Annotated in this window: 16 protein-coding genes and 3 pseudogenes; all 19 read left to right on the forward strand. The window is 48.2% G+C overall.

Annotated features, from left to right (window positions below):
* Nucleotides 1-68 precede the first annotated feature (68 nt).
* A complete protein-coding gene (pilB, locus tag JCM15764_RS16110) occupies nt 69-1775 on the forward strand; it encodes a type IV-A pilus assembly ATPase PilB (protein WP_054697532.1) in 1707 nt (568 codons plus the stop codon).
* Nucleotides 1776-1790: 15 nt separating this feature from the next.
* Nucleotides 1791-2881, forward strand: a pseudogene (locus tag JCM15764_RS16115) (type IV pilus twitching motility protein PilT).
* Between the two features lie 68 nt (nt 2882-2949).
* Nucleotides 2950-4166, forward strand: a pseudogene (locus JCM15764_RS16120) (type II secretion system F family protein).
* A 2-nt stretch (nt 4167-4168) separates the two neighbouring features.
* Nucleotides 4169-5815, forward strand: a complete 1647-nt coding sequence (locus JCM15764_RS16125; RefSeq protein WP_054697535.1) for a two-component system sensor histidine kinase NtrB — start codon at nt 4169-4171, stop codon at nt 5813-5815.
* A 26-nt stretch (nt 5816-5841) separates the two neighbouring features.
* Nucleotides 5842-7215 (forward strand): sigma-54-dependent transcriptional regulator, encoded by a 1374-nt coding sequence (locus tag JCM15764_RS16130; protein WP_054697538.1) that lies wholly within the window; start codon nt 5842-5844, stop codon nt 7213-7215.
* Between the two features lie 195 nt (nt 7216-7410).
* Nucleotides 7411-7674, forward strand: coding sequence for a type IV pilin protein (locus JCM15764_RS27070; protein WP_279384499.1), 264 nt, complete (start codon nt 7411-7413; stop codon nt 7672-7674).
* Entirely contained in the window at nt 7638-8069 is a 432-nt protein-coding gene (locus JCM15764_RS24515; RefSeq protein ID WP_243689205.1) for a hypothetical protein, read from the forward strand. The genes JCM15764_RS27070 and JCM15764_RS24515 overlap by 37 nt, the downstream gene beginning before the upstream one ends.
* 75 nt (nt 8070-8144) lie before the next feature.
* Nucleotides 8145-8939 (forward strand): ABC transporter permease, encoded by a 795-nt coding sequence (locus tag JCM15764_RS16140; protein WP_054697541.1) that lies wholly within the window; start codon nt 8145-8147, stop codon nt 8937-8939.
* Nucleotides 8936-9802 (forward strand): tetratricopeptide repeat protein, encoded by an 867-nt coding sequence (locus JCM15764_RS16145; protein WP_054697544.1) that lies wholly within the window; start codon nt 8936-8938, stop codon nt 9800-9802. The genes JCM15764_RS16140 and JCM15764_RS16145 overlap by 4 nt, the downstream gene beginning before the upstream one ends.
* A gap of 20 nt (nt 9803-9822) precedes the next feature.
* Nucleotides 9823-12390: an ATP-binding cassette domain-containing protein gene (locus tag JCM15764_RS27075; protein WP_279384500.1), complete on the forward strand. Its 2568-nt coding sequence runs from the start codon at nt 9823-9825 to the stop codon at nt 12388-12390.
* Between the two features lie 98 nt (nt 12391-12488).
* The gene (locus JCM15764_RS28650; protein ID WP_369412350.1) at nt 12489-13010 is read left to right on the forward strand and encodes a UbiA family prenyltransferase; all 522 of its coding nucleotides are present in this window, start codon (nt 12489-12491) and stop codon (nt 13008-13010) included.
* Complete coding sequence (locus JCM15764_RS28655; RefSeq protein ID WP_369412351.1) at nt 13001-13228, forward strand: UbiA prenyltransferase family protein; 228 nt, start codon at nt 13001-13003, stop codon at nt 13226-13228. Before JCM15764_RS28650 ends, JCM15764_RS28655 begins: the two co-directional genes overlap by 10 nt.
* A complete protein-coding gene (locus tag JCM15764_RS16160) occupies nt 13225-14223 on the forward strand; it encodes a glycosyltransferase family 2 protein (RefSeq protein WP_054697547.1) in 999 nt (332 codons plus the stop codon). The genes JCM15764_RS28655 and JCM15764_RS16160 overlap by 4 nt, the downstream gene beginning before the upstream one ends.
* Nucleotides 14220-14945: a glycosyltransferase family 2 protein gene (locus JCM15764_RS16165; protein WP_054697550.1), complete on the forward strand. Its 726-nt coding sequence runs from the start codon at nt 14220-14222 to the stop codon at nt 14943-14945. Before JCM15764_RS16160 ends, JCM15764_RS16165 begins: the two co-directional genes overlap by 4 nt.
* A 19-nt stretch (nt 14946-14964) precedes the next feature.
* Nucleotides 14965-15807: an ABC transporter permease gene (locus JCM15764_RS16170; protein ID WP_054697553.1), complete on the forward strand. Its 843-nt coding sequence runs from the start codon at nt 14965-14967 to the stop codon at nt 15805-15807.
* Nucleotides 15808-15956: 149 nt separating this feature from the next.
* Nucleotides 15957-17146 (forward strand): annotated as a pseudogene (locus JCM15764_RS24520) (ABC transporter ATP-binding protein).
* Nucleotides 17143-18117, forward strand: coding sequence for a glycosyltransferase (locus JCM15764_RS16180; RefSeq protein WP_054697556.1), 975 nt, complete (start codon nt 17143-17145; stop codon nt 18115-18117). The pseudogene JCM15764_RS24520 and the gene JCM15764_RS16180 overlap by 4 nt, the downstream one beginning before the upstream one ends.
* Nucleotides 18118-18174: 57 nt before the next feature.
* Nucleotides 18175-19362: a glycosyltransferase gene (locus JCM15764_RS16185; RefSeq protein ID WP_054697559.1), complete on the forward strand. Its 1188-nt coding sequence runs from the start codon at nt 18175-18177 to the stop codon at nt 19360-19362.
* Between the two features lie 641 nt (nt 19363-20003).
* A complete protein-coding gene (locus JCM15764_RS16200) occupies nt 20004-20348 on the forward strand; it encodes a hypothetical protein (protein WP_054697566.1) in 345 nt (114 codons plus the stop codon).
* Nucleotides 20349-20352: the final 4 nt, after the last annotated feature.

The raw sequence follows: 20352 nt of genomic DNA on the forward strand, positions 1-20352 counted from the left end.
TGCTTGACTTAATAGCTGTTACAAAATACTATTCGTAGGGTTCGACTTAATCAATCTGAGGGTTTCTTATGCATGTAAGCAGGCTGGGAGAGCTCCTGGTCAAAAACAACATCATAACCAAAGAGCAGTTGACCAACGCGCTCCAGGAACAGAAGGAGGCGGGCGGCCAGCAGCGCTTGGGTTCTATTCTCATAAAGAACGGTCTTATCTCCGAACCTGACCTGACATCCTTTCTCTCCAAGCAATACGGCTTCCCTTCCATAAACCTGCAGGACTTTGAAGTCGACCCTGCTGTCGTCAAGATTATTCCAGTCGACATTGCCCAGAAGTACCAGATCGTGCCGGTGAACAGATCAGGTGGCACCCTGATCATCGCCATGTGCGATCCTTCCAATATATTCGCCATAGATGACATCAAGTTCATGACCGGCTACAACATTGAAGTGGTTGTGGCGTCTGAAACCTCGATCAAAGCTGCCATTGACAAGCTGTATGATCAGTCGGCCTCCCTGGCCGATGTGATGAACGATTTTGAGCTGGATGACCTGGAAGTTGTCGGGGATGAAGAGGACATAGATGTCTCGTCCCTTGAGCGGGCCACAGAGGATGCTCCGGTTGTCAAACTGGTGAACCTGATCCTTACCGACGCGATTAAGAAGAAGGCCAGTGACATTCACATAGAGCCATATGAAAGAAGTTTCAGAGTCAGATACAGGATTGACGGCATTTTGTATGAAGTCATGAAACCGCCGATGAAGCTGAAAAATGCCATTACTTCGAGAATCAAGATCATGGCCGAGCTGGACATCGCCGAACGCCGCCTGCCACAGGACGGCCGCATCAAGATCAAGCTGGGTGGGGGCAAGGACATGGATTTTCGCGTCTCCGTTCTGCCTACATTGTTTGGCGAAAAGATCGTTATGCGGCTTCTGGACAAATCGAACCTGCAGCTGGATATGACCAAGCTGGGCTATGAAGAAGAAGCCCTGGCGGCCTTTCAAAAGGAGATCCATAAGCCGTTTGGTATGGTACTTGTTACCGGCCCCACCGGCAGCGGCAAAACCGTATCGCTTTACTCAGCCTTATCCGAGCTCAACAAGATAAGTGAAAATATATCAACTGCCGAGGACCCGGTCGAATTCAACTTTGCCGGGATAAACCAGGTGCAGATGCACGAGGATATCGGTCTCAACTTTGCCGCAGCCCTCCGTTCATTTTTGCGCCAGGACCCGGACATCATCATGATCGGCGAAATCCGCGATTTCGAAACTGCTGAAATCGGCGTCAAGGCGGCATTGACCGGCCATATGGTCCTTTCCACCCTGCACACCAACGATGCACCGTCCACTATCAACCGTCTGTTGAACATGGGCATTGAACCCTTTCTCGTTGCCTCTGCAGTAAACCTGATTACAGCACAGCGGCTCGCCAGAAGGGTATGTTCAGAGTGTAAGGTCATCGATGAAATCCCTGTCAACGCTTTGATCACCGCAGGCGTTCCAGCCGAGGAAGCCTCCTCCTTTGTCTGCTACAAGGGGGCGGGTTGCCCCAAATGCAACGGTACCGGTTACAAGGGGAGGGTTGGTTTTTACCAGGTCATGCCCATGCTGGAAGAAATACGGGAACTGATCCTCAACGGTGCGAACACAGCCGAGATCAAGCGGGAGTCCATGCGCCTGGGCATAAAAACCATGCGCCAATCGGGGCTGACCAAGCTGAAGGAAGGGGTTACGTCTTTCGAAGAGGTGCTGCGGGTAACCGTTGCTGACGATTAGGGGGTAAATCCAAAGATGGCTAATTTACATCAATTACTGAAAGAACTGGTTGAGCGAGGTGGCTCGGACCTCCACATCACGACCAATACTCCACCCCAGATAAGGATCGACGGCAAGGTCACCCCGATGGATTTTCCTCCGCTAACTGCCATCGAAACAAAACAACTCTGTTACAGCATTCTCACTGATGCACAGAAACACAAATTCGAAGAAGAGAGCGAGCTGGATCTGTCCTTTGGCGTCAAAGGGCTGTCACGGTTCAGGGGCAATGTCTTCGTCCAGCGTGGCGCAGTGGCCGGGGTGTTCAGGGTCATTCCCTATAAAATTCTCACCTTTGAGGAACTGGGCCTGCCGCCGGTCGTAAAAGACCTGTCCGAGCGGCCGAGAGGCTTGATATTGGTTACCGGGCCTACCGGCAGCGGCAAATCAACCACCCTTGCGTCAATCATCGACAAGATCAACACCGACCGTCACGATCATATCATCACCATTGAAGACCCCATCGAGTACCTGCATCCCCACAAGGGTTGTCTGGTCAACCAGCGCGAAGTCGGTGCCGATACTAAAAGCTTCAAAAATGCCCTGAAATACGTGCTGCGCCAGGATCCTGATATTGTGCTTGTCGGTGAGCTGCGAGACCTTGAAACCATTGAAGCGGCCTTGACCCTTGCAGAAACCGGCCATCTCTGTTTCGCTACTCTGCATACCAACTCCTGTGCCCAGACCATCAACCGCATCATAGATGTGTTTCCGCCTTATCAGCAGACCCAGGTAAGGACACAACTCTCCTTCGTTCTTGAGGGGGTGCTGTCCCAGACCCTCATCCCCAAAATGAATGGGGAGGTAGAGCACTGGCCCTGGAGGTAATGGTGCCGAACCCGGCCATCCGCAACCTGATCCGGGAAGATAAAGTACATCAGATCTATTCCCAGATGCAGGTCGGACAGGACAAATTCGGCATGCAGACCATGAACCAGTGTCTGTTCAGCCTTTATAAGAGACGTATCATATCCGTTGATGATGCTTTGGGAAGATCCCCTGAGCCGGATGAACTGAAACAGATGATTTCCGCCGGCGCCATGCAAAATGTCCAACGGAGATCGTGAATTGTATAAATCAATGGCTTCAAACGTGCTGACTGATCCGAGCAGAAGTCATGGAGACGGGAGGGAAGATGCCTAAATTTGATTGGGAAGCAAGAAGCAAATCCGGATCAGCGCAAAAGGGTGTCATGGAGGCTCCGAGTGTCGCATGGTGGAAGCACAGCTGAAGAAGTACGGCTTTACCGGCATAACTATAAAGGAAGCCGGCAAAGGCCTCAGTTTCAAAATAAAATTTCCGGGTGGCGGGAAAAAGATCGAAACCAAGGACCTCGTTGTCTTCACCCGCCAGTTTGCGACGATGATTGACTCCGGCCTGCCGCTGGTACAATGTCTGGATATCCTTTCAAGCCAGCAGGAAAACAAGACCTTCAAGGAAATCCTGATAAAAGTCAAGGAAAGCGTGGAAAGTGGTTCGACCTTCGCCGATGCTCTGTCAAAACACCCCAAGGCCTTCGACCAGCTTTACGTGAATCTTGTTGCTGCAGGGGAGGCTGGTGGTATTTTGGATACCATTCTTAACCGGCTCGCGGCCTACATAGAAAAGGCGATGAAGCTGAAAAAGCAAGTGAAGGGGGCAATGGTCTATCCCATTACCATCATGGCCATTGCCGTTATCGTTGTTGGTGTCATTCTTGTCTTTGTTATCCCCACCTTTGCCAAGATGTTTGCGGATTTTGGCGGTGAACTGCCTGCGCCGACTAAATTCGTTATTGCCCTCAGTAATTTCCTTAAAAAGTATATTATCGTTATCATTGCTGCTTTTTTTGCTGCGAAAGTAGCTTTCAGCAAATACTATGCAACGGCAAGTGGACGTAAAGCCATCGACCAGCTGGCCTTGAAACTGCCGGTTGTTGGTCCCCTCATCAGGAAAGTTTCCACTGCCAAGTTCACCAGGACCCTCGGTACGATGATCAGCAGCGGTGTGCCGATCATGGACGGTCTAGAAATTGTTGCCAAGACTGCCGGCAACGTCGTAGTAGAGAAAGCCATTTATGACGTCCGTCAGGCCATATCCGAAGGTAAAACCATGGCCGAGCCCTTGGCCGCTTGCGGTGTCTTTCCCCCCATGGTTGTGCAAATGATCTCTGTCGGTGAGGCAACAGGCGCCATGGATGCCATGTTGAATAAGATTGCCGATTTCTATGACGATGAGGTTGATGATGCCGTCGGTGCACTGACCTCAATGATGGAACCTCTGCTCATGGTCTTTCTCGGGACGACCGTAGGGGGGCTGGTTATTGCCATGTACCTGCCGATTTTCAAACTTGCCGGTGCCGTCGGCGGTTAGAAATGGCCGACAAAAAAAGGTTATTCTGGTTCATATTTCTGAGAGTGGTGGTGGTCTCTTTCTTTCTGGTTTCCACCATCATTCTCGATATAAAAGAGCCTGATTCTTTAGGTAATGTTGCCTTTCACGGATTGATAAAGCTGATCATTGCCACCTATGCTTTTTCGATAATTTCTTTATTTGCCTTAAAGTTCTCAGAAAAGGTCAGCAGTGCACTTACCTATGGCCAGATCATCTGGGACGTTGCTCTTGTTACTCTCCTTTTGATCTTCACCGGTGGCGTCAATTCACCGTACTCATTCCTATACTTTCTTTCGATCATCAACGCCAGCGTCTTTCTTGCTCGAAGAGAAGCCTACTATACCGCCTCCCTCTGCGGTATTCTCTATGGCGGCATCATCGATCTGCAATACTTTGGCAGGCTGGCACCATTCGGTCTAAGTCAGTATCCGATACAGCAATATGGTATTCGCTATCTTTTTTACACCATCTTCCTCAATATTGCTGCGTACTACCTTACTGCGTTCCTTGCCGGGCATCTTTCGGAGCGTGCAAGGGTAAGTGAAACGGCCCTTCAGGACAAAGTAGTCGATTACGAAGAACTGGAGAGGCTGAGTACGTCAATTGTATCCACACTTAACAGCGGCCTATTGACCATAAACCAAGAGGGGAATATCCGCGTTTTCAACCCGTTTGCCGAGATGTTGACCGGCATAAATCAGGATCAAGCCTACGATCGCCATTTGGTTGACGTAATTCCGGGTTTTGCCAACTTCATCGACAAATTTTATGAACCGGTACAAGACGAAGTTGACTTTTTCGACGAGAGCGGCAAAAGAAAGATTTTCGGTTTCAAATCTGTCCCTTTGACTGATAAAGACGGTTTTGTGATGGGGGTCATATTGGATTTTCAGGACCTGACCCAGTATAAGCAGATGGAAGCAAAGCTGAAAAGAGCTGACCGCCTTGCTGCTGTGGGCGAGCTTTCTGCCCGCATGGCCCATGAGATCAGGAATCCCTTGGCTTCCATTAGTGGCGCAGTGCAGCTAATTGCACAAAGCGGCGAGACCTGTCCCAAGGATAAGCAACTCCTGGAGATCGTGCTACGCGAGACCGACCGTTTGAATGAGTTGATCCGCGACTTCCTCGAATACGCACGTCCTACTCCACCCGCAATAGTTAAATTGGATCTGGAGGCACTGATTGCGGATCTGTCATCGCTGCTGAAAACCGATCATAGATTTGCAGGGGTCTCAATTAAGACACAGATTCCCGTGGGGGCTGCAATTGCTTTTGACCCCCAGCAATGTAAGCAGGTGTTTTGGAATCTATTGGTTAATGCAGCTGAGGCTTTGACTGGACAAGGGGAAATAGATGTCAGGGCAGAAATAATAACTGATTCCGCATCAGGCATTGCTATTGGTGATGTAGTAAAGATCGAGGTATCGGACAACGGCATAGGCATGGATCCGAAGGATGTAGGAAGTGTCTTCGAGCCTTTTTTTACTACCAAACCCAATGGTACCGGTCTTGGACTGGCTACTGTCTACAGGATTATAGAAAGCCACGGCGGGATTATTTTTGTGGACAGCAAGCCTGGCTACGGAACAAAATTTGTTATTTTTTTGCCCCAGTTGGTTGAAGCTTAGCAGAAATAAGGCACAGAGGGGGTTGCGTGGCTGCAAATATTTTGGTTGTTGACGATGAACAGAGCATGCGGGAATTTCTCGCCATCCTGTTGGAAAGAGAAGGGTATGCAGTACAGCAGAGCGAAAATGCAACCAGTGCATTGACAGTTCTCCAAGCGTGCCCATTTGATTTGGTCATTTCCGATGTTAACATGCCCGGGCTAAATGGTATGCAACTCCTGGAAGAGATAAAGAAAAAGAGTCCGGAAACGGCAGTATTAATGATTACGGCCTTTACAACCGCAGAGCAGGCGGTCGAAGCGATGAAACGTGGTGCCTATGACTACATTGCGAAGCCTTTCAAGGTGGAAGAAGTAAAGGTGCTGGTTAAGAACGCCCTGGAAAAGAGTCACTTGCAAAAGGAAAACCGCCGCCTGAAAGAGGTTGTTCAAGAACGATACAGTTTCAGTGGGCTCATCGGCAAGAGTAAAAAAATGCGGGACATCTATGATCTCATAGAAAAAGTGTCCGTGAGCATGGCCAATGTTCTGATCCTTGGTGAAAGCGGTACGGGAAAGGAGCTTGTTGCCAAGGCAATCCATTATAATAGCCCAAGACGTGAGAAACGTTTTGTTGCAGTCAACTGCGGTGCAATTCCAGAGACGCTCATGGAAGCAGAGCTGTTCGGCCATAAAAAGGGATCATTCACAGGGGCTGTTGCCGATAGACCTGGGCTTTTTGAGCAGGCAGAGGGGGGAACCCTCTTTCTTGACGAGATCGGAGAAGTACCACTGCAACTGCAGGCAAAACTTCTGAGAGTTTTGCAGGAGCGGGAATTCAGAAGGGTGGGTGGGGTTGCTTCAATTAAGGCGGATGTCAGAGTAATAGCTGCTTCAAATAAAAACCTGGAAGAGCAGGCCCAAGAAGGTACCTTCCGTGAAGATCTCTTTTATCGCTTAAATGTTGTGCCCATACACATGCCATCTCTTAGGGAGAGAGTTGAGGATATTCCTTATCTCGCTGAACATTTCTACAAGAAAGTTACTGGATACGATGGGGCCGGTCCTGTGATTTTGTCTGAGGCTATGAATGTGCTCATCAACTATTCCTTCCCTGGTAATGTACGCGAACTTGAAAATTTAATAGAACGCTGCGTTATCCTTGGCGGCAAGCCAATAACTCTGGAAAGTCTGCCACCACAAGTATTAAATTGTAACAGAGCTTCCGTTTCAGAAAGCCTTGAAGAGTTGTCCGACGAAGGTATAAACCTAGAAGCTTACCTGGATGCAATAGAGAAGCGGTTTCTGCTGCGAGCGTTGGCAAAGAGTAAAGGGGTCAAAAAGAACGCGGCATCTCTTTTAGGAATGACTTTCCGCTCATTTAGATATCGGCTTGCCAAATTCGGGATGGAAGAAGAATGATTGAAGGGGTGTCAAAAATTGTCATCTCATTCTTACTCATTTTGTCAGGCCATCGATTGAAATCCGATTTCTTCGAAGGAACTACCTGTATTCTTTGAGATATTTTCCTCTTCTAAAGCGGCCTGACTTTTGCTAATCTGAAAAACAGTTCCGCATTAAAAGTTGGATGCAAACCAATTGAAAGGAGAAACACCTATGTTACAGAAACTCAGAAGCAAAAAGGGCTTCACCCTCATCGAGCTGTTGATCGTCGTGGCGATCATCGGCATCCTGGCGGCCATCGCCATCCCGCAGTTTTCCGCCTATCGGCAGAAGGCTTACAACAGCGCTGGAAACTCAGACGTGAAGAACTGGAAGACCGGGTTGGAGCATACAACGCCGATTTCCAGACATATCCTGCTGCTTACTATCAACAATAATTATTGTCAAGAAATGGAGGTTACTATGAAAAAATTATAATTTTATCACTTGTTGCTTTACTATCATATGGAGCCAATGCTTTTGCGGCTGCTGGCGCTTTGGCTTCCGGCGCGGCCTCTAATACTGGGGCCGCTATTTTCGGTGCCCCTGATTCTACTGAAGCTGCTAAAATGAATAACAGACTGGTAAGCACGTCCAAAGGCGTAGGTGGTGTTGTGATTTTTACAGCTGATGCTGCCAATAAAACCAGTGCAGGTTATGTAATTGCCTGCAAGCATCTAAGCGGCACAAAATGGTCAGGTACTTCCAACGATTCTACCAAGATTTATTGGAAGCAATCCTCTGTTGCTACTACGTTAACTGCTTCTGAAGTAGGGAATAGTGATGTAGGCTCAACGAATTTTGCTGCCGGAACTGGCTGGACGGAATATTAAGCTAAATACTTAACCGGCAAGATAACGGGGCGGGGTGCGTTGGTGCTCCGCTCTTTTTTGGTTTAAGGGGATAACATGTTTTCAATTATGACAATTACGTTAAAGGGGATATTCCGTGACCGTGTTTTTCAAGGAATTATGGCACTGGTTGTACTGTTTCTGTTAATACCTTCCGCGGCTTCGCTTTCAATGCGCCAGGTTACGGAGCTTTCCATTACCCTTTCCTTGTCCCTTATTTCCTTTATCCTGCTGCTTTTATCAGTATTCCTGGGCGCTACATCGATCTGGAAGGACATGGAGCGCCGCTATACCTTCAGTGTGCTGAGTCTGCCGATTAGCCGGTGTTCATACCTGTTGGGTCGTTTTTTCGGTACGGCTCTTTTTCTCTGTTTGACTTCGCTGCTTCTTGGCAGTCTGGCCTGTATAATGGTCAAAATCGCTTGCGGAATCTACCCTTCTGAACGCCCGATTGTCTGGAGTTTTATCGTATTGGCCATCGTGTTTTCAACACTCAAATACATACTGTTGGTAGGGGTGGCGCTTCTTCTGTCAACAGTCAGCACCTCGTTTTTTTTACCCATCTTCGGTACAATTTGCACCTTTATGGCCAGCGGTATTACTCAGCAGGTTTTTGACTATGTTAATTCCACGTCTTCCGCCCAAGTGATTTCTCCGGTCTTGAAGCCCCTGGTTGCGGTGCTCTACTATCTGTTGCCAAATCTCTCCAGTTTTGATCTGAAGGTGAACGCGATTTACGGCCTCGCTCCCAGTATGTCCGGACTGTTGCTGACAGTCGCCTACTTTTGTGTGTACACCACACTGTTGCTTGGTGGCGCTGCCTTCGTGTTCGGCCGAAGGGAGATGAAATGACCCAGCGAACACCGGTTACCATGCTTCTGCTTGGACTTGTATCCTATTGTCTGGTTATCGGTCCGTTTACTTCATATATGCGCAACAAACCTGTTGAAGAAAAGCTCGGGTATCTGCCAAGTGTCAAACTGCTTAAGCCGCTCAGCGCAGATCAGAAAGAGCTTGTCGCAGAGTCACTGGTGTTCAAGGTAATTGTATATTTTGGCGGTCTGATGGAGAAAGCTCCGGAAGGAAGCATATTTGAGCAGCAGCCTGATTTACAGGGTATGTCGCGTTTGCTTCATAATGCGGTGCATCTGGATCCATACAACAAAGATGCCTATTACTTCGCGCAAGGTTTTTTGACGTGGGATGCCAGACAATTCAAGGTGGCTAATGATTTGCTTGACTATGGCATGAAGCACCGCACATGGGACTGGCAGCTACCATATTTTGCCGGCTTCAACAGTTCGTTCTTTATGCACGATTATAAAAAGGCGGCTGAATATTATAAACTGGCTGGAGATTTAAGCGGCAATTTCCTTTTTAGGCAGTTAGCCGGTCGCTACTTGCAGGAATCGGGGCAGACCGATTTGGCCATTGCATATCTTTCGACAATGGCAAAGGGTGAGAGAAACCAGACCTTAAAAAAAACCTTGTTGACACGTTTAAGTGCATTCAGGGAAGTGAAGCGGATTGAGGTGGCGTGCGACAAGTTCAGGGAATTACACGGTGTTACGCCACTGAACATTGAACAATTGATTGTTGCCGGATTTCTCACGCCACCTCCTGTCGATCCCTATGGCGGGCGGTTTTTTCTAGAACCTGGCGGTAAGGTTGCCACAACCAGCAAATTTGCTTTTGGGGTCAAAAAAGTAAGGTAAGAAATTAAGCGGGAGAACAGATGAACGCCATTGAGATAACAGGTTTGTGCAAGCAGTTTACCGGAAAACGAATGGCAAAGGTTGATGCCCTGAAGGATCTTGAGCTTACGATTTCCGCGGGGGAAGTCTTCGGTTTTCTGGGGCCGAATGGCGCCGGCAAGAGCACGACCATAAAGCTGCTGATGGGCTTGTTACGCCCAACCTCCGGAACAACGAAGATAATGGGAATGGATACCGGTAATGCTGAGTCGCGTCGCTCTGTTGGCTATCTTCCGGAAAATCCTGCTTTCTATGATTATCTGAGCGCGGAAGAGTATATTGCCTTCGTCGGTTCCCAATTCAGGATGCAAAAAGCTTTGCTTGCACAACGTTCGGAAGAAGTGCTCAGGCGGCTTGATCTTTGGGAGGCCCGCAAACGCCCCATGCGCAGTTACAGCAAAGGGATGGTGCAGAGGGTGGGGCTGGCGCAGGCACTGGTTCACGATCCTGACGTCTATATCCTTGATGAACCGATGAGCGGCCTTGACCCGATTGGACGTGCGCTCGTCAAGGACATTGTTCTGGATCTCAAGCAACGGGGTAAAAGTGTCTTCTTCAGTACCCATATTACCGATGATGTGGAAAAGGTATGCGATCGGGTCGGTGTTATAAACAAGGGGCGGATGCTTGTTGTGGACCGTGTCGAAACCATTCTTCAGCGCGGCGTTGAAGGGTACGATGTGACTGTGACCTATCCGGATGGCTTGACTGAAGAGCTTTTTCTGGAAAAAGCCGCTTTACAACCTTTTATTCAACAGTCTGGCAGCAAACAACAATCCATAGCAAAGATTGAACCTCGCCGGAAGGATATGGAGCCTTTTTTCTTGAGATCGTGGCGCAGCAATAACCTGCCGAGGCACCCTCTTTTCGCCCCACTGTTACTGATTGCTGTTGTTCTGGCCATTTATTGCCCAGCGTTAGACAGTAACGTAACTCTCATAGACGACGCCCGTATCATTGCCTCCTATTCATCACCTCCAACTCTGTTTGATATTTTGCTGCCGGGTCACAGATACTATTATCGCCCTCTTGTAGAGTTGTCCTACTACCTTGACAGCCGGCTCTGGGGGATGGAACCGGTTACCATGCACTTGGAAAATGTTCTGCTCCATGTTGCCTGCGTTATATTGGTTTTTTTGCTAGCCCGCAGAATTTCAGCCTGTTATCCTGATTCATCCCCCTTGATTCCGATCTTTTCCGCGCTGTTATTTGCTCTTCACCCCCTGAATGTGGAGGCGGTGAGCTGGATTGCAGGCAGGACCGATCCCATGGCGGCTATGTTTGTTCTCCTTGCCACAATTTTTCTAATTCGCTGGCTGGATGGCGCAAAGTGGTGGGATGCAGTGCTTCTTATTTTCTTTTTCTTGTGCGCTCTGCTGGCCAAGGAGACTGCGCTGGCCTTTCTGCCTGCGGGGATGCTCCTGGTTCTTGGCTGGCCAGCCTCTTCAGGCACTGGCCAGCGAACTCTACGGTTAAAGGCGACAGGCGCAATGGGTCTGCTTGGAATTCTGATTGCCGCGTTGGCTTTCTTACTTCGTGGAGACGCAACGGCCATTGTCCGTTTTTTGTCAGAAAAAAATGCCGGTATTGGGGAGTTCGCATATAATTCGCTCATCACTTTCGGTTTTTATGTAAAAAAGATATTTTTTCCACAACCGTTGAATTTTGCCATTTCAAAAGTCGATGCCAACTATGGTCTGTTGGGGGGGCTCGCTCTCCTGCTCCTGGCCGGGTTCCTGACGCGCCGCAGATTGTCGCCGCTTCTGTTTGCAGCTGCAGCGTTAATGTCCCTCCCCGCGGTTGCCGTGGCGTCAGGGCATGTCGCCTGGACCCCGTACGCGGAGCGCTACATGTATCTCCCGACAGCTCTTTGCTCCCTCGGGACATGCGGTATTCTTTCTGTTCTGGGAAGCCAACGAAATAAGCTTTTCTTCTCCTTCATGTTTTTGCTCCTCTGCAGCATGGCATTCGTCAGCAGGGAGCGCAATCTTCTATGGAAGGATAATCTGGCTTTTTATCGTGATGCTGTCGCCAAGTCGCCGGACTTTGGGGCGGTATACAATGAATTGGGCTCCGCTTTAATGCAACATGGAAAAGTAAAAGAAGCGGGAGAGATGTTTGCAAAAGCCGACCGGCTGAATAATCGACCATCCATAAGGATGCTGATAAAGGCAAATCTGATGGGATCTATGATTGCGAAGGGTGAATACGGCGCAGCACGAAGCTATTTTTTCCAGTTGCATGAATCTAAGAACATGGCGTCAATGGATTTTCTGGACCTGCTACAAAAATCTGACGGAAAGAGATTGGAGACAGCCTCAGCACAGGACAAACCCGCGCTGGCCCGCGATTTGCTAGAGACATTCGGGTTGCTCTATGCGAAAACAAAAGATCCGTTCTGGCTGTACCGCAGTGGCCAGATTGCAGTTTCAATCCGTTCACCTGCAGAAGCTTCAGATTTTTTCAAAAAGGCATATTCCGAAGCACCGGTTGATGCCTGTTATCGCCTGGCTGCATATAAACAAGTACGAAATCTGGCCAATAAATGATCACAGCGTATATTTCAATACTGCGCCCTTCGCAATGGCTGAAGAATCTGATGTTGTTCTTCCCGTCTTTTCTGGGGGGGCACCTCCTGGAGCCAGGCATGCCTTCAGCAGGGATTCTTCCTTTTGCAGCTTTCTGTCTGGTGTCGAGCGCCGGCTATCTCTTTAATGATATTATGGATCGGGAACGAGACCTCTGTCATCCCGGGAAACGAATGAGGCCTATTCCCTCCGGGAAAGTAAGCCCTTTCATCGCCGCCGTATTATCGGGAGCTCTTCTGTGCTGCGGCATAGTCCTGGCGATTCCGGTTTCAGGACCATTTCTTTTGCTTCTGCTGTTGTATGCTGCAGTTTCAATCGGCTACTCCCTCTGGATGAAAAATATTCCTGTCGTGGATCTGTTCTGTGTTTCCGCCGGATTTCTGCTTCGGATGCAAGCAGGGGGAGAGGCGTTTCATGTTGTTGTTTCTCCCTGGCTCTTTATGTGTGTGCTTTTGCTTTCCGTGTTCCTCTGCGCCGGGAAACGCCTTGGAGAGTTTCGTGCGCTGGGCGGGAGCGCATCTTCCCACCGCGGAGTCCTTGCACTCTATCCGCAAGTTTTCTGGACGGGATTATGTACATGACCGGTGGGGCGCTGATTGTCACCTATGAGATGTATTCGATCAGCAAGCAGAGGCTGGTCTTTACTGTTCCGCTATGTCTTTTCGGTCTGCTTCGTTATATATTCAGGGTAAGGTCGGATGGAGGTGGAGACCCGACTGAATCGCTTCTAAAGGATCAAGTGCTTTTTATTGTCGGCCTCCTCTGGACAGTGATGGTTGCCTGGAGCATTTATTCGTGAGCCGTGTCTATATCATTATTGTCAACTGGAATGGCTGGCGCGATACGGCTGAATGTCTGGAAAGCCTGCTCCTCCTGAATTACCCGGATTTCCGTGTCGTACTTTGTGACAATGGCTCCACTTGTGAATCGCTACAGGAAATCAGGAACTGGGCTGAGCAGCAGAAGCTGACATTTGTTCAGTGTCTGAGTGATGAGAGTGAGGCGGGTGGTTCACTGGATGCCGACCCTCTGCTGACGCTGATCCGTATCGATGAAAACCTAGGTTTTGCAGGTGGGAACAACGCTGGTTTGCGTTATGTGATGGCGCGGGGTGACGCAGATTATTGCTGGCTGCTGAACAATGATACAGTGGTGGAACCGGATGCTGTGACCCATCTGGTGGCCCGGATGCAGCAGCAGCCATCAGTTGGAATCTGTGGCTCCACCATTCTGATGTATCATGACCGCCAGCGGGTGCAGGCGCTGGGTGGCGGCCACTACTGCCGCTGGATCGGACTCCCCTGGCACTACGGACGTTTTACCCGCTGGGGAAGGAGAATAAACCGGGAGCGGGCCGAATCATGGATGAACTATGTTGAGGGGGCCTCAATGCTTGTATCGCGGCAGTTTCTCTCTGAGGTCGGCCTGATGTGCGAGGACTATTTTTTGTACTTTGAAGAGGCCGACTGGGCGATTCGAGCTAAAGGCAGATTCAATCTTGGTTATGCAGCCAGGAGTATTGTGTATCACAAGGTTGGCGGCAGTATCGGCACCAGCAGCAATCCCGCAAAGAAAAGTTACACTTGCGATTATTACAGTATCCGAAACCGTCTGTTGTTTACCCGGCGATTTTATCCTGCAGCAATGCCAACAGTCTGGCTGGTGATAGTCGGGGCGCTTCTGCTGCGAATTTGCATGGGAAAATGGAATAGAGCTATGATGGTTTTCAGGATTTTGTGCGGCAGTGACGATCGGCATCATGAAGTCATGTCTGAGTACCCTGAGAAAGCATGAGTGGAGAGGTCAAAATATCGGTTGTCACGGTGGTTAAGGATGACGCTTGCCATCTTGAAGAGACCATATTGAGTGTCATTGAGAAGAAGGCACGCGCAGCGCTTGACTACATTGTGATTGATGGAGGCTCAACAGACGGCACGACGGATATCATCAGAAAATACGCTGATCAGATATCTTATTGGGTTAGTGAGAAGGATAACGGTATCTACGATGCCATGAACAAGGGGTGGGCAACCGCAGCGGGCGACAGTTTCATCCTTTTTATTGGCGCCGGGGACAGGATAGTTTCACTTCCACAGAACATGGACTGCTACAGCCTGAATGATGTTGTCTACGGGGCTGTAATGATGGGTGAAAACACGCTTTTCAAGGCCAGGGCCGATTTCCATCTGAAGCTGTACAATTCGCTCCATCACCAGGCGCTCCTGGTTAACAAGTCGCTCCACCCTGCTCCTCCTTTTGATTGCCATTACCCGGTGTATGCGGATTTTGATTTCAATCAGCGGTTGATGAAAAGCGGGGCCAATTTTGTCTATTCATCGGATTTCATAGGGTACGCCCGGCCAGGTGGAGTGAGCGATCGGCACAGTCTAGATGAATCATTGAGGGTAATTGCCGGGAATTTCGGTTTTTTATGGTCAGCAATTGCCCTCTCAGGCTATTATGCAATGAAGCTTTTCCCTTTTCTGAAACGCATGCGACCCATTTATGATGCTTGATCCTCAAGGAAACCATGGAATGGAAATGGAAACTCAAAACGGGCGGCAGGAATTACTGATAGAGCCGAATCGTCAAGCTCTTCACTATTGGCGTGATGTTTGGGAGTACCGTGAACTGTTCTGGTTCCTGACCTTGCGCGATATTCTGGTCAGGTACAAGCAGACAGCCATCGGAGTTGCCTGGAGTGTTATTCGCCCATTGGTAACCATGGTCGTCTTTTCCATAATATTCGGCATGTTTGCCAAACTCCCCTCAAACGGTGTGCCATATCCGCTGCTGGTCATTGCTGCAATGCTTCCCTGGAACTTTTTTACCAATGCCCTTTCTGAAAGCTCCGGCTCTCTGATCGGCAATGCAAACCTACTGACGAAGGTCTACTTTCCCCGCATCATCGTTCCGTGCAGCAGCATTATCGTCAGTTTGATAGATTTTGTCATCTCGCTGGCAATCATGGCTGTCATGATGTTCTGGTACGATTATCTCCCGGATTGGAGAGTTGTTACACTGCCTTTGTTTTTGTTGCTGGCCTTTCTCCCTATTGCCGGTGCGGGACTTTGGTTTTCGTCTTTGAATGTCAAGTATCGTGATTTTCGTTATCTGGTTCCCTTCCTGCTGCAGTTTGGCCTGTATGTTTCTCCTGTCGGGTTTGCCAGCAGCATCGTCCCTGAAAAGTGGCGCTTGTTGTATGCACTGAATCCAATGGTGGGAGTGATTGACGGTTTCAGATGGGCTTTACTGAAAGGTTCAAGCGAGCTCAATTTGCCGGGGATTCTACTTTCAACGGTACTGTCATCAGTTTTAATGATTACAGGACTCTGGTTTTTCCGTAAAACAGAAAGAATACTGGCGGACGTGATATGATTGCCCCTCATGCCAGAGACCTTGAATTCTCTTTACAGAAATAATTTATGTCCACCATAATTAAAGTCGAAACACTCGGTAAAAAATACACAATTTCTCATCGGCGGCGTGAGGAGGCCTCTTCCCTGCGAGAATTGCTCGCCAACTGCATGGCATCTCTCAGTAGAAATGTTGCAGCTCCATTCAGGAAATCCTCCACCGGCTTATCGAATCTTGCGGCTGCCGCCGAAGATTTCTGGGCTTTGAAAGATGTCTCATTCGAAGTTAGGCAGGGGGACAGAATCGGTATAATAGGCCGTAACGGCGCCGGTAAATCCACACTCCTCAAGATACTCTCCCGCATAACGGAACCAACGACAGGGAGCATAAGGATCAAAGGAGGGTAGCGAGCCTGCTGGAAGTGGGAACAGGCTTTCATCAGGAACTGACCGGCCGTGAAAACATTTTTCTGAATGGTGCCATCCTGGGAATGCAGCGGGAAGAGATCCGGCGGAAGTTCGACGAAATTGTTGATTTTGCCGAGATTGAGAAGTTTCTCGATACCCCGGTAAAGCATTATTCATCTGGTATGTATGTCCGTTTAGCTTTTGCCGTGGCTGCGCACCTGGAACCAGAAATACTGATCGTAGATGAGGTGCTGGCGGTAGGGGATGCACAGTTCCAGAAGAAGTGCCTGGGAAAGATGGAGAATGTCGGAAAAGAAGGGCGGACGGTGCTATTTGTAAGCCACAATATGACAGCAGTTCGTGCTCTGTGCAGTCGTGCCATCTTGTTTCATGGAGGAGAGCTTAAGAGTGACGGTCATGTGGAAACTTCAATCAGCGCCTATCTTGGTGGTATAGGTGATCAAACTCATGTTCAGGAATGGCTCGATAATGATACAGCGCCGCAAAATGCCTCAGCTGTAATTCTTAAGGTTGCCGTTTGTGATAGCAATGGGTCCGTTTTGAACGAAATTACAACAGATACAGAAATCCATCTTGAAATTATTTTCAGGGTTAAAAATGCCGGAGCTTCGATTGGGCTTACGCTAATAATTTATGATACTGACAATACTTGTCTCTTTAGCTCTATCAACAACGGAGAGCCGATGTGGTATGGCAGAGCTATGCCTGAAGGGATTTATCGCAGCATTTGTATTATTCCCGGCTATCTCCTCAATAACAGGATATTCACTTTTACTATGAATCTTTTTGGCAGATCATTTTCTGATGTGCTGACGCTTACCGATATTATCAAAATAAATGTTAATGATACAATCACAGTCAGACGTGATTTCTTAGGAGAGTGCGGCGGGTATTTCCGGCCTGATTTTGATTGGACAACTAAACGTATATGAATAGATCAAATGTAACCGATAGTACTGTCTCGATAATAATCCCTGTTTACAATGGTGCAAACTACTTAAAGGAAGCAATCGACAGTGCCCTGTCGCAGACATATGACCACATTGAGGTGATTGTTATTAATGATGGTTCTACGGATGAAGGGGAAACGGAAAAAATAGCTTTGTCATACGGAGATAAAGTTCGTTATTTTCGGAAATGCAATGGCGGGGTTGCTTCTGCCTTAAATATGGGAATAAATAAAATGCGCGGCGAATATGTCTCGTGGCTTAGCCATGATGACGTATTTTATCCTGACAAGATAGCCAGCCAAATTGCCTTTCTTCACTCGCAAACATCCCCTGAAACCATTCTATATGGGGATTATGATCTCATAAATGCACAATCGGAGATTATTGAAGCAATTGACTTGATTGATCCTCCGCAGCCAGGGCATATGTGTTTTGCTCTAACAGTGCGGTATCCGATTCATGGCTGCACAACTCTCATCCCCCGCCGTTGCTTTGAACGGGTAGGGATGTTCAATGAGGACTTACGGACAACGCAGGATTATGAACTCTGGTTTAGATTCGCAAAGATTTTTCCGATTGTTCATCAACCAAAGCGGCTCATCCATTCCCGACGACACGAAGAACAGGGGACAATTATCATGAACCGCCTTCATATGCGGGAGGTTGACGAACTTTTGAAAAATTTTGTTCATGAGATTGATCCAGTCGAGTTGATTGAGGCTAGCGGGAAGCCTCTCCCAAACGCTTATGCCTATATCGCAAACAGTTATCAAAAGAGAGGATGTTATTCTGCAGCGCTTCAAGCTAGTAGATATTCATTCAGGAACATTGGTGAACTCGCTCTTGTTGAAAAATGTAAGTTGTTTGTCTGCCTTTTGTTGATGGAAGCAAAAGGATACATATCTTTTATTTTGAAGGCAATGATTGACACTTCCATGAAAGCAACGATTTGACAATGATCGGGAAATTCAGGGACCTTTCGGTTATATAAAGGTCAAGGATGAAGTTGTATGAAAATTCTGATTGTTGCCCTGTCAGACAGTATTCACACGGCCAGATGGCTGTCACAGATGACCGGCAAAGGATGGGATATCCATCTGTTCCCGAGTTGTGATGGGGGATATGTTCACCCCGATATATCAGATGTTACAGTCCATCATTCCATTTATTATCAATTTCAGCGAGGCTCAGGTAATGTAAGGAAGCACGGTTTACCGCTCCCCTCGCTCCCGGCAGTTTTTTTGTGCCGGCGGATTCTGGATCGGTACTGGCCGTGTTTTCGGGTGCAGCAATTGGCGCGTCTGATTAATCGTTTGAAGCCGGATGTTGTCCATTCAATGGAATTTCAGCATGCCGGTTATCTGACCCTGGCTGCTAAGAAACTCTGTCGTGGTGAGTTTCCACCATGGATTGTGACCAATTGGGGGAGTGACATATATTTGTTTGGGCGGCTTGCGGCTCATAAAGAACAAATTAGAGATCTTCTGACTCATGCAAATTATTATTCATGTGAATGCCAGCGTGATGTTTGTTTGGCGAAAGTGTTTGGTTTTACAGGAAGAGTGTTACCGGTATTCCCTAATACAGGCGGTTTTGATCTTGCTGAGGTTGCGGGATTCCGTAATGAGGGGAACTCTGCTTCACGACGAGTTATTATGTTAAAGGGATACCAGACCTGGGCGGGACGAGCCCTGGTGGCTTTGAGATCTCTTGAGCGTTGCTCAGACCTGCTGGATGGCTATACACTTGCAATCTATTCGGCAACAGAGGAGGTAGAAATTGCGGCTGAACTTTTTCAGGATACAACCGGTATACCAGTTGTGATCATTCCGAAAGAGACTTGTCATCGTGAAATGCTGCATTGGCATGGACGCGCACGAATTTCCATCGGTTTAAGTATAAGTGACGCTATAAGCACTTCATTGCTTGAGGCTATGGTAATGGGTTCTTTTCCTGTTCAGTCCTGGACTGCCTGTGCTGATGAATGGATCAACGACGGATGTAATGGGCTGCTGGTTCCCCCGGAAGATCCTGAAATTGTCGAACGAGCGTTGCGGAAAGCACTTACAGATGATGAGCTGGTGAACCGGGCCGCGAAATATAATTCCGATTTAGCCTTGAACCGGCTGGATCAAAGAGTACTTAGGGAAAAAGTCGTAAATTTCTATCACATTGTAACTGGTAACAATAGCTTATAACATAATGGAGGAATCAGGTGAAACAATCTGTGGATATCAAAACCTCATTTACAGCAGCAGATTCAATACCCTTAAAGGTACTTCTTGATAAAGATCTTGTACACCATGTGCACCATAACAACCGGATTATACCCGTCCACATTCAATTCCTGCCTACCAATAAGTGCAACATGAATTGCCGGTTCTGCAGCTGCTCTAAACGTGATGCAACCCTGGAGATGGACTTCGATCTGGCTCGCAAAATCATTGAAAAATGCACGAAAGCCGGAACAAAAGCGGTTACTCACCGGCAGTGGAGAGCCGCTGATGTATCCTCGTTTTAACGACCTGGTGGATTGTTTTGACGCGAATTCAATAAAAATCGGACTGGTAACCAATGGTCTTCTGCTGCATAAAGTACCAAAGGAAACTCTTGACAAGATGTCCTGGTGCAGAATCAGCAACCATGATCAACGTTCATTCAGTAAGATCTATAGTAAGCATCTCAGTGATGTGGTTACTGCATCATCGGGCGTTGACTGGGCATTGTCTTAAATACTCCAAACATAGCGGAAATTGTTAAGATAGTCAGTTTTGCCAACGAACACAATTTTACTCACATTCGATTTGTGGCAGATTTGTTCCAGCCTGAAGAGGTTTACATGCAATCCCTTAGAAATATTCTCCGCAAGGAAGGGGTAGGCGACGGAAGAGTTGTTTATCAGGGGAGAAAGGCTTATGACCGCGGCGGAGACTGCTACATTGGATTTCTGAAGCCGTTGATCGGCCCCGATGCCAACATCTATGCCTGCTGTGGTGTCCAATATGCGCTGGAAGTTCCTTCAAGAGACCTGCCTGAAGAACTCTGTCTCGGTAAAGCTCAAGATATTCTCGCCAGAAGCGCATTGCCTTTGGATGGCTCCCGGTGTGTCAAGTGCTACTACATGAACTACAACACCTTGTTGAGCGGCATGTTGAAGTCATTCGTTCACAAGGAATTTGTCTAATTTT

Source organism: Geotalea toluenoxydans JCM 15764 (genome assembly GCF_001311985.1).
In the GTDB taxonomy this organism is placed as follows: Bacteria; Desulfobacterota; Desulfuromonadia; order Geobacterales; family Geobacteraceae; genus Geotalea; species Geotalea toluenoxydans.

What these genes read in the sequence shown, in the direction of transcription:
- JCM15764_RS16125 (WP_054697535.1), top strand. Translation starts at nt 4,169, where the DNA reads ATGGCCGACAAAAAAAGGTTATTCTGGTTCATATTTCTGAGAGTGGTG.
- JCM15764_RS27075 (WP_279384500.1), top strand. Translation starts at nt 9,823, where the DNA reads ATGAACGCCATTGAGATAACAGGTTTGTGCAAGCAGTTTACCGGAAAA.
- JCM15764_RS16145 (WP_054697544.1), top strand. Translation starts at nt 8,936, where the DNA reads ATGACCCAGCGAACACCGGTTACCATGCTTCTGCTTGGACTTGTATCC.
- JCM15764_RS16165 (WP_054697550.1), top strand. Translation starts at nt 14,220, where the DNA reads ATGAGTGGAGAGGTCAAAATATCGGTTGTCACGGTGGTTAAGGATGAC.
- JCM15764_RS16170 (WP_054697553.1), top strand. Translation starts at nt 14,965, where the DNA reads ATGGAAATGGAAACTCAAAACGGGCGGCAGGAATTACTGATAGAGCCG.
- JCM15764_RS16185 (WP_054697559.1), top strand. Translation starts at nt 18,175, where the DNA reads ATGAAAATTCTGATTGTTGCCCTGTCAGACAGTATTCACACGGCCAGA.
- JCM15764_RS16180 (WP_054697556.1), top strand. Translation starts at nt 17,143, where the DNA reads ATGAATAGATCAAATGTAACCGATAGTACTGTCTCGATAATAATCCCT.
- JCM15764_RS28650 (WP_369412350.1), top strand. Translation starts at nt 12,489, where the DNA reads ATGCCTTCAGCAGGGATTCTTCCTTTTGCAGCTTTCTGTCTGGTGTCG.
- JCM15764_RS27070 (WP_279384499.1), top strand. Translation starts at nt 7,411, where the DNA reads ATGTTACAGAAACTCAGAAGCAAAAAGGGCTTCACCCTCATCGAGCTG.
- JCM15764_RS28655 (WP_369412351.1), top strand. Translation starts at nt 13,001, where the DNA reads ATGTACATGACCGGTGGGGCGCTGATTGTCACCTATGAGATGTATTCG.
- JCM15764_RS16140 (WP_054697541.1), top strand. Translation starts at nt 8,145, where the DNA reads ATGTTTTCAATTATGACAATTACGTTAAAGGGGATATTCCGTGACCGT.
- JCM15764_RS16200 (WP_054697566.1), top strand. Translation starts at nt 20,004, where the DNA reads ATGCAATCCCTTAGAAATATTCTCCGCAAGGAAGGGGTAGGCGACGGA.
- pilB (WP_054697532.1), top strand. Translation starts at nt 69, where the DNA reads ATGCATGTAAGCAGGCTGGGAGAGCTCCTGGTCAAAAACAACATCATA.